The organism is Burkholderia sp. Ac-20345 (genome assembly GCF_017104825.1).
GTDB classification, from domain to species: Bacteria; Pseudomonadota; Gammaproteobacteria; order Burkholderiales; family Burkholderiaceae; genus Burkholderia; species Burkholderia lata_B.
The window spans coordinates 1-10243 of the sequence record NZ_JAAGPO010000093.1; the positions used below are offsets into that span (position 1 = coordinate 1).

General features: G+C 64.6%; 11 protein-coding genes. 3 read left to right on the forward strand and 8 right to left on the reverse strand.

The window, feature by feature from the left end; all coding sequences use genetic code 11:
• The 7 genes from G3O06_RS27985 to gspG all read right to left on the reverse strand — a co-directional run.
• A partial coding sequence (locus G3O06_RS27985) for a DUF4880 domain-containing protein (protein WP_205818162.1) occupies nucleotides 1-497 on the reverse strand: 497 nt, incomplete at its 3' end.
• Nucleotides 498-508: 11 nt separating this feature from the next.
• Entirely contained in the window at nucleotides 509-1057 is a 549-nt protein-coding gene (locus G3O06_RS27990; protein ID WP_043177401.1) for an RNA polymerase sigma factor, read from the reverse strand.
• 6 nt (nucleotides 1058-1063) lie between these two features.
• Nucleotides 1064-1810 carry a secretin and TonB N-terminal domain-containing protein gene (locus G3O06_RS27995; protein ID WP_205818163.1) on the reverse strand — a complete coding sequence of 249 codons (747 nt, stop codon included), beginning with the start codon at nucleotides 1808-1810 and terminating at the stop codon, nucleotides 1064-1066.
• Nucleotides 1811-1974: 164 nt separating this feature from the next.
• Complete coding sequence (locus tag G3O06_RS28000; protein ID WP_205818164.1) at nucleotides 1975-2487, reverse strand: type II secretion system protein M; 513 nt, start codon at nucleotides 2485-2487, stop codon at nucleotides 1975-1977.
• Nucleotides 2451-3944 carry a type II secretion system protein GspL gene (gene gspL, locus G3O06_RS28005; protein ID WP_205818165.1) on the reverse strand — a complete coding sequence of 498 codons (1494 nt, stop codon included), beginning with the start codon at nucleotides 3942-3944 and terminating at the stop codon, nucleotides 2451-2453. The genes G3O06_RS28000 and gspL overlap by 37 nt, the downstream gene beginning before the upstream one ends.
• Before the next feature lie 28 nt (nucleotides 3945-3972).
• Complete coding sequence (locus G3O06_RS28010) at nucleotides 3973-4476, reverse strand: GspH/FimT family pseudopilin (RefSeq protein WP_241020276.1); 504 nt, start codon at nucleotides 4474-4476, stop codon at nucleotides 3973-3975.
• A gap of 4 nt (nucleotides 4477-4480) precedes the next feature.
• Nucleotides 4481-4894: a type II secretion system major pseudopilin GspG gene (gene gspG, locus G3O06_RS28015; RefSeq protein ID WP_174911567.1), complete on the reverse strand. Its 414-nt coding sequence runs from the start codon at nucleotides 4892-4894 to the stop codon at nucleotides 4481-4483.
• Between the two features lie 139 nt (nucleotides 4895-5033).
• Here gspG and G3O06_RS28020 point away from each other — a divergent pair, with 139 nt between their 5' ends.
• A complete protein-coding gene (locus tag G3O06_RS28020; protein ID WP_174997861.1) occupies nucleotides 5034-5480 on the forward strand; it encodes a type II secretion system protein N in 447 nt (148 codons plus the stop codon).
• 11 nt (nucleotides 5481-5491) lie between these two features.
• Here the strand turns inward: G3O06_RS28020 and gspF are convergent, their stop codons facing one another.
• Nucleotides 5492-6709, reverse strand: coding sequence for a type II secretion system inner membrane protein GspF (gene gspF, locus G3O06_RS28025; RefSeq protein WP_174911573.1), 1218 nt, complete (start codon nucleotides 6707-6709; stop codon nucleotides 5492-5494).
• A 639-nt stretch (nucleotides 6710-7348) separates the two neighbouring features.
• Here gspF and G3O06_RS28030 point away from each other — a divergent pair.
• Nucleotides 7349-8686, forward strand: coding sequence for a substrate-binding domain-containing protein (locus tag G3O06_RS28030; RefSeq protein ID WP_205818167.1), 1338 nt, complete (start codon nucleotides 7349-7351; stop codon nucleotides 8684-8686).
• Nucleotides 8687-8850: 164 nt separating this feature from the next.
• On the forward strand, nucleotides 8851-10188 hold the full coding sequence (locus G3O06_RS28035; RefSeq protein ID WP_205818168.1) for a substrate-binding domain-containing protein: 1338 nt from the start codon (nucleotides 8851-8853) through the stop codon (nucleotides 10186-10188).
• Nucleotides 10189-10243: the final 55 nt, after the last annotated feature.

Genomic DNA, 10243 nt, shown 5'->3' on the forward strand with positions numbered 1-10243 from the left:
CCGCCGGCGACGACTTCGACACCGCGCGCGGCATCGCTCGCGGCCAGCACGTCGAGGCGCGTCTGCGTATTCAGTTCCACCGTCACGCGCGACGACAGCGCGACGCTGCGCTGCTCGCCGGTGCCCGTGTGGTAATCGGCCGCGAGATCGCCGAGCGACGGCCACAGCTGCATCGGCGGGCGCAACGCGAGCCACGATCCGCCCGCCGCCACCGCGAAGCCGATGAACGCGCGCCGCCCGGTGCGCATCGTGCGCTCGCGCTTTGCAACGTTTGCCCAGGCAGCGGCCGCGCGTTCCTCGTGTGAGAGTTCGGTCGCCGCCGTGCGCAGCGCGCTCCAGGTATCGCGCAGCAGATCGGCGGCTTGCGGACGATCGGCGCACCAGCGCTCGAACGCATCGGCTTCGGCCTGGCTCGCGTCTCCCGAGCGCAGACGCAGCAGCCACGCACTCGCTTCGTCGAGTTCGTCGTGAGCAGGTTCGGCCTGGGCTTTCGTCATCGTCCTGATGCTCAAAATTTACGCGGGCCGCCTCGCGTGCCCGTGTACGGATCACCGTCTTCCTGCATGCGCTGCAGGCAGTACTTCATTGCCGCGCTCAGCTCGCTTTCGACGAGCCGCAGCGAAATGCCGAAATGCTCGGCGATCTCGCGATTCAGCAGGCCGTCCACGCGGGCGGCCAGCAGGATCGCGCGGCGCCGCGGCGGCAGGCCGCGCAGCACGTCCTTCAGTGTCTCGACCTTGCGGCGCGCCGCGACGATGCGCTCGGGATCGGCCAGTTCGTCGGGCATCTCGAGCAGCGTCTCGACATCGTCGTCGTGCAGATGCCGGCGCTCGCGCCGATGCTGGTCGATCGCGACATTGTTCGCCATCCCGAGTATATAGGCGTCCGCGTTCGTCACCTGGGTGGAGACGTTCGCGTTCTCGAGGCGCAGCCAGGTTTCGTGCAACGCGTCGGCGGCGCCGTCCTTCGATCCGGTCACGCGCTCGAGGCGCCTGACGAGGTACGCGTAGCGCGTCGCCAGCAGCTTCCTGAGCCCGGTGCGGTTGCTGTCGGTCATCGCGGCCTAGCCCCGGACGGCCGGCTGCGGCGCCGGACAGCGGAAATGCACGCCGTTGCCGGCCGGCCGCAGCAGGATCGTGACCGGCTGCGGCAAGTCCGCCGGCGGCGCGTCGTCCAGCTTCAATGCGCGCAGCGCGCGCATCACCGCCGCGTCGCGGGCGGCCGAACCGCTCGATGCCACCATGTTGACCGCCACCACCGCCCCCCTGTTGTCGATGCGCACCTGCGCGACGAGTCGATAGCTGCCCGGCACGGCTCCCGGCTGCGCGCAGAGCACATCGATCAGATGCGCCTGCAGCAGGCCCGCGAACGCGCGCCGATCGCCGGAATCGCCGATCCCGTCGATCGGCAAGGCCGCATCCGCCGGCGTGTCGGCCGTCGCGGGCACCTGCTCGGCGCCCGGCTGCGCGACGATGATCGCTTCGTCCGGGCGCGAGAATTCCGCACGCAACCCCGTTCCGGCCAGCATCCGCTCGAGCGCGTCGCGCGGCGTGAATTCACCCTGGACCGGCGCACTCGTGCGCCCGTCGAGCAGCGGCGCCGGCGCCAGCACGATCAGCTCGGTGAGCCGCGCGAAGTCCTGCAAGGTCTTCGCGAGCGGCTGCGCGGGCAGATCGAAACGCACCGTGCTGCCCGGCTGGCGGACGATGGAACCGGTCTCCTGCGCATGTATGCCGTGCATGCACGGCACGACGAACGCCAGCCACGCAACGAGCGCCAGGACACCAGACGGCGCCCGTGAACGAGTCATGAATCCCTGGACGGAAGTGGAGTTGCACGTTGCCGGCGAAACGCGCCCCCCCGTGAGCGGTTCCGCAGCAAACGAACGTCAGATTGTGAGCGGGCACTATGACAGTCAGGTGAAGCGTGCAGCAATGCGATTCAATACTTTCGCTACGTTCATTCGGTTCGCATTCAACGGGCCGTTTGCGGTTGCAGCAACGCCGAAACCGTCGTCACGCCGGGCTTGCCGTCGGCGCTCGCGTGCGCGCTCACGACCCGCACGTGGTGCGTGTGGCGCATGCGGTCGAGCCAGTCCATCCATGCGGCGAACGAGATGCCCTTCGCGTCCACCTGGATGCCTTCGCCGAGCACCGCGACCTGCGCCTTCGCGATGCCGGCCTGCGCGAGCGACGCAGCGAGTGCGTCCCGCAGCGCGGCACCGGCCGGCGGCCGGATCGCGGCGGCTGCGCGCAGGCGCCGTGCTTCCGCGAGTTGCCCGCCGGCTTCGGCTACCTGTTGCTGCAATGCGGGCAGGTTGGCCGCAATGCGTGCGCGGCCCGTGTACGCGGGGTCCCACATCACGTTGTAGATCAGCGCCGCGGACAACACGGCGCCGCCAGCAGCCAGCAGCGCGCGCTCGCGCGGCGAACGGCCGTCGAGCCACTGCGTCAGCGCGGCGCGGGCCGCGTGGAGCCGAGCATCCACTTCGCATCCTCCTCGTTGGCCGTCACGCCCTGTGCCTGAAGGCGCTGGCGGAATCCGTCGCCGTCGACGGCGGTGCCGGGACGGAAGGCGACCGCCAGCGACCCGTCGCGATAGTCGAGGGTCGCGATCGCATCGGACGGGATCGGGCCCAGCGCACGCGACAGCGACGCCGACAGCACCAGGTAATCGCTTGCATGCAACTCGCCGGCAGCCGCGCGCAGGCGTTCGAGCCCGGTTCGCATTTGCAGCGGCGGGTCGAGCAGGACCTTCGTTTCAGGGAGCGCGGCTTTCACGCGGGCCGTCAGTTCTGCATTCAACGCATCCTGGCGGTGGCGTAGCTGGAACCACTGCACGTTGATCGTCGTGATCGCGACGATGGCTGAAACGATCGCCAGGCCGGCAGGTATGCGCCAGCGACGCCATCCTCCGCTATCGGTGCGCGAGGTGCTGCGGGCGAATTCGAACTGGCAGAGGTCGAACTTGCAGTCGAGCGCACCACGCGCGAGTGTGTCCCACCGCAGCGTGCGTGCGGCCAACGGGAATGCGGAAGGCCCGGACATGCGTGCGCGGAGATCCGATGCAACTGTGGAGCCGCCTTCGACATCGTCGCGCCCCTCGACAACCAGCGCGTGTACCCGCACGGAATCGTGTTTCGACAACTCGGCAATCGTCGCATCCAGCGCCGACGCACGCGTTTCAAAGCCAAACCCCGACGATCCGCGCTTGACGGCCAGTTCGAGTCGGAGCGGGTTGCCACGCGCATTGGTATCGGCATCGGCATCCGCTTCGCTCGATGCGGGTGGACATATGATCAGCACCTCGGTTTCACAACGTCCGGTATCCCCTTCGCTCAATGCGGGCGGACTGGCGATCAGCACATCGGCCTCGCTGCGCATGAGCACTGTCGCTTCGCCGTCCTCGTCGCCGTTCGGTAATGGACACGTTCGCGATGTGGGTGACCTCGCGGACTCGGGCAGCACGTTGTCCTGCTCGCCGCCATCCGCTGGCTCACCGTACACCGTCGTCGTCATGCAATGAATCAACGGCACCGCGCGCACGCGCCGATGGCCGACCTCGTTGAACCAGCGGATCACTTCGCCGAACCGCTCACGAGCGACGACCGCCACGGGCCGCGTTGCATTGCCGTTTGCAGTCGGGCCGACGGCGACATGACTCTGCTGCGCATCGCCGATCAGATACTCTTCGACCGCATGCGGCAGCACGCGGCGCAGCTTCGTGCCCTTCACGGGCGGCAGGTTCACGTCGACGAGCAGCGTATCGCGTGCAGCGAGTACGAGCACGGTCGATGCTGCCTTCGGCCACGCTTCGCGGCACGTGCGCCCCGCCCGCACGAATTGCCCACGCCGGTCGAACAGCGCGTACGGCATCTCGATAGCTTCCCACCCCGCCGCATCGAACGTGCCGATCGACGGCAACAGCACGATCAGGCTCGACATCGTGTCTCCCGGACGCGCCGTGCGCCGCTCATGGCCGGCGCACGACGAAGTTGCCGATACCTGTGCCGACGACGGCCATCCGCACATCGCCGGACCACAGCGTGATCGTCACCGGCACGTCGATGCTTTCGCTGCCGAGCACGATACGCGATGGCGTTTCACCACCGCCGGTGTAACGCACCGATACGCCCGTCACCTCCGCGCCCCAGCGGCGCGCGCGATACATGTCGTCCGTCATCGGCGCCCACGCGCCGCTTTCCGTGCGCTGCACGAAGCGATAGCCGCCGCCCACCGCTTGCCACGCGATCGGCATCGAGCGCACCTGCGCTTCGTCGCCGGCGGATTCGAGCAGGTTCGCGAGCCGCTGCGCTTCCTCGGCGAGATCCGTGCGGCGATTGCGCGACGGCGCGAGCGTCACGACCGCGACCAGCAGCCCGACGATCACGAGCACGACGAGCATCTCCAGCAGCGTGAAGCCTGCCGCACGGCGTGACGCGAGCGGACGCCGTTGCTTGACGCGTGCGAGCGTCATGCCGTTACTGCCACGAGCCGATGTCCGCATCGTTGCCCTCGCCGCCTGGTTTGCCGTCCGCTCCGTAACTAAACACGTCGATCGCGCCGTGCGCGCCCGGGTTCAGGTATTGATACGCGTTGCCCCACGGATCCTTGGGCAAGCGCTCCAGATAACCGCCGTCCTTCCAGTTGTTCGGCACCGGATCGTTAGTCGGCTTCTGGACCAGCGCGGTAAGCCCCTGCTCCTGCGACGGATAGCGCCCGTTGTCGAGTCGATACAGGTTCAGCGACTGCATCATCGTGCCGATGTCCTGCTTCGCGGCGATGCGCCGCGCCTCGTCGGGACGGCTCATGATCTTCGGCACGATCAGCGCCGCGAGAATCCCGAGGATCGCGACGACCACCATGATCTCGATCAACGTGAAGCCGCGTTGCATGCGACGACGCGCACTGTCATGCGGCCGGCCGGCTTGCAACGTTCGGACTTCTTCGTGGCGCGTCATCATGCATTCACCCTTGCGTCAAAGAATGGAAACCGTTCACTGTTCATCGAACTCATCGAACCCAATCGCTGCCATGAAACCGCTCGCCCTGCTTCGCACCATTCCGTCCCGCATCGATCCGTTAGCGCTCGTCGCAACGATTACAGCCGGCGCGGTGCTCGTTGCCGTTTCACTGTGGGCCGCGCGCGCACTGAACGCGCCCGATGCGCCGCCCCCTGCCCAACCCGCACCGCCCGCACCGTTCGACGTCACGGCCAGCGCGCAACTATTCGGCGCCAAACCCGACGACAACCGCAATACGATCCAGTTGCTCGGCGTGCTCGCATTCGACGCGCGCCGAGCGGCCGCGATCGTCAGCATCGGCGGCGAAGCGGCGCGCGTCGTGCGGATCGGTGCGGCGATCGGCGACGCCGCGAAGCTCGCTGAAGTGCGCGCACGCTCGATCGTCGTCGACCGCAACGGCCTGCAACGCGAGATCGCGCTGCCCGCCGTGCAGAAGGCCAACGCGTTCGTGCGCTGAGCAGCCGCGCATCACTGCACCATGTTGTTCAGCTCGATGATCGGCATCATCACCGCCAGCACGATCACGAGCACCACACCGCCCATCGCGAGGATCAGCAACGGTTCGAGCAGGCTCGTCAGGAACATCGTGCGGCGCTCCAGTTCGCGCGATTCGCCTTCGGACGCGCGATCGAGCATCGTCGTCACGTCGCCAGTCGCCTCGCCCGAGCGGATCAGGTGCACGAGCACCGGCGGAAAAGTTTTCGTATGGGCCAGCGCGCGCGACAGCGCCGAGCCTTCGCGCACACGCACGATCGCATCGTCGACGTTCGCGCTCATCGCGCGGTTCGACAGCGTCTCGCCGGCCGCCTGCAACGCGCGCAGGATCGGCACGCCGGCCGCGGTCAGGATGCCGAGCGTGCTCGCGAAACGCACCGTGTTGTAGCCGCGCACGAGCTTGCCGGCGAGCGGCGCGGACAGCAGCCAGTGGTCGAACTTCAGCCGCGGCCCGTCCTGCGACAGCACCTTGCGGATCGCGAAGACGATCGCAATCGTTGCGAGCAGCGACGCCCACCACCAGTGCCGCACGAAATCGGACAACGCCATCATCACGACCGTCAGCGTCGGCAACTGCTGCTTCGTGCTGGTGAACACGTTGGCCACCTGCGGCACCACGTAGCTCAGCAGGAACGTGACGATGCCGAACGCGATCAGCGTGACGATGCCCGGATACGTGAACGCGAGCAGGATCTTCTGCTTCAACGCATTGCTTTGCTCGATGTAGTCCGCGAGACGCGACAGCACGATGCCGAGCTTGCCGGTGTGCTCGCCGGCGGCAACGAGTGCACGGTAGATCTCGGGAAAATCGCGCGGGTGCTGGCTCAATGCATTCGCGAACGAATGGCCGCCGACGACTTCCGCACGGATCGACGCCATCAGTTCGCGCACGTATTCGCGCTCGGCCTGCTCGCTCAGCACCGACAGCGATTCGTCGAGCGGCAGCCCCGCGACCAGCAGGCTCGCGAGCTGGCGCGTGATGATCGCCTGCTCGCGCTGCGACAGCTTGCGGCCGAGCGACAGGCGCTGATGACGTTCGCCGTGCAGGCGTTGCGCGGCGAGTTCGACCACGAGCGGCGTAAGACCCTGCGTGCGCAGATGGCTACGGCCCGCGCGCGCGCTGTCGGCTTCGAGCACGCCTTTCAGCGTGCGGCCGGTGGGATCGATCGCTTCGTAACGAAATGCCGACATGTCTGTGCCCTCGTGTCACGTGTGCGACTTTTCTCGACGACGTCGTGCAACGAGTCGGACAGAGTCGCCGGGGAAGACTACGGAGTGAACCGGCGCAGATTTGTGACGGATGTTGGGCTACCTTTTTGGGTTTGGCGGGCTTTATTACTTTTGGTCGTTGTTCTTATATTGGATAAACGATTTCATTCGGATCGGCGACACCAATTATTCAATCATTAACGATAAAACTCACACGATCTGATTTTTTAAATTACCCCATTCAATAAATTTCATAAATATCTCAACCGCATGTCGTATTCGTCTATGGAAGAAATGTTCCGTAGCATCCGCCACGAAACTGACTTGATGTTGCGATAGCGCTGACGTGTGCGCCAACACGCCTGCAGCGCATGCCTGTCGCCACGGTACGCCATCACGTTCCCAACATCTGGGAATCGGTCATCCCGCGAATCGATCCTGATTTATCGCCATCCAATCCGGATAACGCATTGGCAAACTCGCCAAAAATGTTACGTACCATTCGTTATTAAAAATTCACACGCGTCATACGGATTTCCCCCTACATTTACCCGGCGGTCTACACGGCAATTCAACCGCATCAGCAGGCTTCCCGTTTATCTTCGTCCAAGGAAATTTCTCATGAAATCCAGCAAGCGCAAGATCTGTCAAGTCCTCGCTCTCGTCGTTTCGGGCATGGGCGCATCCCTCGCGATGGCCGCAGGCCCGCTGATTCAAGGTGGTGGTTCGTCGCTCGTCGCGCCGACGATCGGCTCGGTCAGCAACGCCAACAGCGAAATCGGCCTGTTCGGCACGTCCGAAGGCACGTTCACGTACTACTCGGTCGGCTCGGGCGCCGGCCAGAACGCGTTCCTGAACAACCAGCCGACGTTCTTCGGCGCGGGTGTCACGGGCACGGTTCACTTCGCCAACAGCGATGCCGCGCTGACGACGGCTCAAGTCACGGCGTACAACAACACGGGCCTCGGCACCACGAACGGCCCGCTGATCCAGATCCCGTACATCGTGACGGCTATTACGGTTCCGGTCGTCAACGCACCGGCCGTGACGAGCTCGGTCACGCCGCAAACGACGCCGGGCCAGGCGCACAGCATTGCGCTGAACGACAATGACCTGTGCGGCATCTTCTCGGGCAAACTCACCGACTGGAACGTGGTGATCAATCCGGAAACTGGCTCGGCCTACTCGACGACCAGCAAGCCGATCAAGGTCGTGTATCGTTCGGATAGCAGCGGCACCTCCGAACTGCTGACGCGCCATCTGGCTGCCGTTTGTACGACGGCCAATACGAAGGCTGGCGTGACGTTCATCGATTCGCTGACGTTCGCGAACGCGACTGCCTTCCCGACCGGCGTACCGTCGAACTTCATCGGCGCTTCAGGCAGCGGCGGCGTCCGCGGTTCGCTCACGTCGCTGTCGTCGGCCGGCACGGCCGCGGTCGCGTACCTGAGCCCGGACTACACGAACACGTTCCTTGCGTCGCAAAGCTCGGTCGTGACGTCGTCGGGCGCACTGCAACTGCCGATCGCCAGCCTGTACAACACGACAGCCAACGCCTACTACGCACCGACGTATGCGAACGCGACGACGGCGATCGGTACGATTGCCGCCCCGGCTGGCAACGATGCTGCCGATCCGACCAAGTGGGTTCCGGTTTCGGGTACGGCTTACACGGCCTTGGCCAACCCGGCATCCGGTTATCCGGTCTCGGGCACGAGCCAGATCATCCTGAGCCAGTGCTACTCCAACGCCGCAGCTGGTACGGCTGTTCATGACTTCCTGAACAACCACTACACGAACGCCAGCTACGCGTCGGTCGTCCATGGCAACGGCTTCGACACCGTGCCGTCGGGATTCCAGACCGCGATTTCGTCGAACTTCCTGAGCAACTCGAGCGGCAACTTCCTCGACATCAACGATTCGGGCGTGTGCGGTGGGAGCGGCTTTGCCGGCCGGTAAGCTGAATCGCTTCTGAATCAAAGTCCTGATGAACCGCCTCGAGTGATCGAGGCGGTTTTTTTGTTTCAACACGCCGACCATGCACGACACCTTCACGCTGGGACCTGACGTACGTCACGCCCCGAAGGTTGCGCGAACATCCGTCGGCATCGTGAAAACCCTCTATGAATTCCATTCAACGAAAAATCTGTCAGGCTCTGACTCTCGTCGTTTCGGGTATGAGCGCAGAACACGCCTTCGCTGCGGGCCCGATCATTCAGGGCGGTGGTTCGTCGCTCGTCGCGCCATTGCTCGGCAGCACCGCGAACGCAGCGAGTGAAATCGGCCTGTTCGGCACGTCCGAAGGCACGTTCACGTACTACTCGGTCGGCTCGGGCGCCGGCCAGATCGCGTTCCTGAACAACCTGCCGACGTTCTTCGGCGCGGGTGTCACGGGCACAGTTCACTTCGCGAATAGCGACGCCGCACTCACGACTGCTCAGGTCACTGCATACAACAACACGGGACGCGGCACCACCGACGGCCCGCTGATCCAGATCCCGTACGTCGTGACGGCCATCACGGTGCCGGTCGTCAACGGCCCGGCCGTGACGAGCTCCGTCACCCCGCAAACGACGCCGGGGCAGGCGCACAGCATTGCGCTGAACGACAATGATCTGTGCGGCATCTTCTCGGGGAAGCTGACCAACTGGAATCAAGTGATCAATCCGGAAATGGGCATGGCCTACACGACGTCCAGCATACCAATCACGGTCGTGTATCGCCGGGACGGCAGCGGCACGACCGAACTGCTGACCCGCCACCTGTCTGCCGTCTGCACGACGGAAAACACGAAGACCGGTGTCACGTTTGTCGATTCTCTGACATTCGCAAATATGACAGCCTTCCCCGCAGGCGTGCCATCCAACTTCATCGCAGCGTCAGGCGATGGTGGTATTCGAACGTCACTTGCATCGCTGTGGTCGATGGGCGCGGCGGCCGTCGCATATCTGAGCCCGGCCTATGCAAATACGTATTTGGCACCATCGAGTTCGATCGTAACGTCGTCCGGTGTCTTGCAGCTTCCGATCGCCAGCCTGTACAACTCGTCGATCAGTGCGTACTACGCACCGACGTACGCAAACGCGACGACGGCGATCGGTACGATAGCCCCCCCGTCGAACTATTCTGCTGGCGATCCGACCCAGTGGGTTCCGGTTTCCGGTTCGGCTTATGCTGCTCTCGCCAACCCCGCTGACGGTTATCCGGTCTCCGGAACGAGCCAGATCATCCTGAGCCAGTGCTACGCCAGCGCGGCAGTGACGTTGGCAGTTCACGACTTCCTGAACTACCACTACACAAACGCCAGCTATGCATCGGTCATCCGTGGCAATGGTTTCGACATAGTGCCGTCGAGCCTTCGAACCGCCATCTCTGCGAACTTCCTAAGCAACTCGAGCACCAACTTCCTCGATATCGGCAACCCTGACGTTTGCGGTCCAACCGCATTTCCCGGCCGTTAGAAAGCGCTGCCAGTCAAACGAAATCCGATAAACCACCGGGACGATCAGGTGGTTT

Excerpts from the sequence above, each read along its gene's own strand:
- G3O06_RS27990 (WP_043177401.1), bottom strand. The coding sequence starts at position 1,057 with ATGACCGACAGCAACCGCACCGGGCTCAGGAAGCTGCTGGCGACGCGC.
- G3O06_RS27995 (WP_205818163.1), bottom strand. The coding sequence starts at position 1,810 with ATGACTCGTTCACGGGCGCCGTCTGGTGTCCTGGCGCTCGTTGCGTGG.
- gspL (WP_205818165.1), bottom strand. The coding sequence starts at position 3,944 with ATGTCGAGCCTGATCGTGCTGTTGCCGTCGATCGGCACGTTCGATGCG.
- G3O06_RS28010 (WP_241020276.1), bottom strand. The coding sequence starts at position 4,476 with ATGACGCTCGCACGCGTCAAGCAACGGCGTCCGCTCGCGTCACGCCGT.
- gspG (WP_174911567.1), bottom strand. The coding sequence starts at position 4,894 with ATGCAACGCGGCTTCACGTTGATCGAGATCATGGTGGTCGTCGCGATC.
- G3O06_RS28020 (WP_174997861.1), top strand. The coding sequence starts at position 5,034 with ATGAAACCGCTCGCCCTGCTTCGCACCATTCCGTCCCGCATCGATCCG.
- gspF (WP_174911573.1), bottom strand. The coding sequence starts at position 6,709 with ATGTCGGCATTTCGTTACGAAGCGATCGATCCCACCGGCCGCACGCTG.
- G3O06_RS28030 (WP_205818167.1), top strand. The coding sequence starts at position 7,349 with ATGAAATCCAGCAAGCGCAAGATCTGTCAAGTCCTCGCTCTCGTCGTT.
- G3O06_RS28035 (WP_205818168.1), top strand. The coding sequence starts at position 8,851 with ATGAATTCCATTCAACGAAAAATCTGTCAGGCTCTGACTCTCGTCGTT.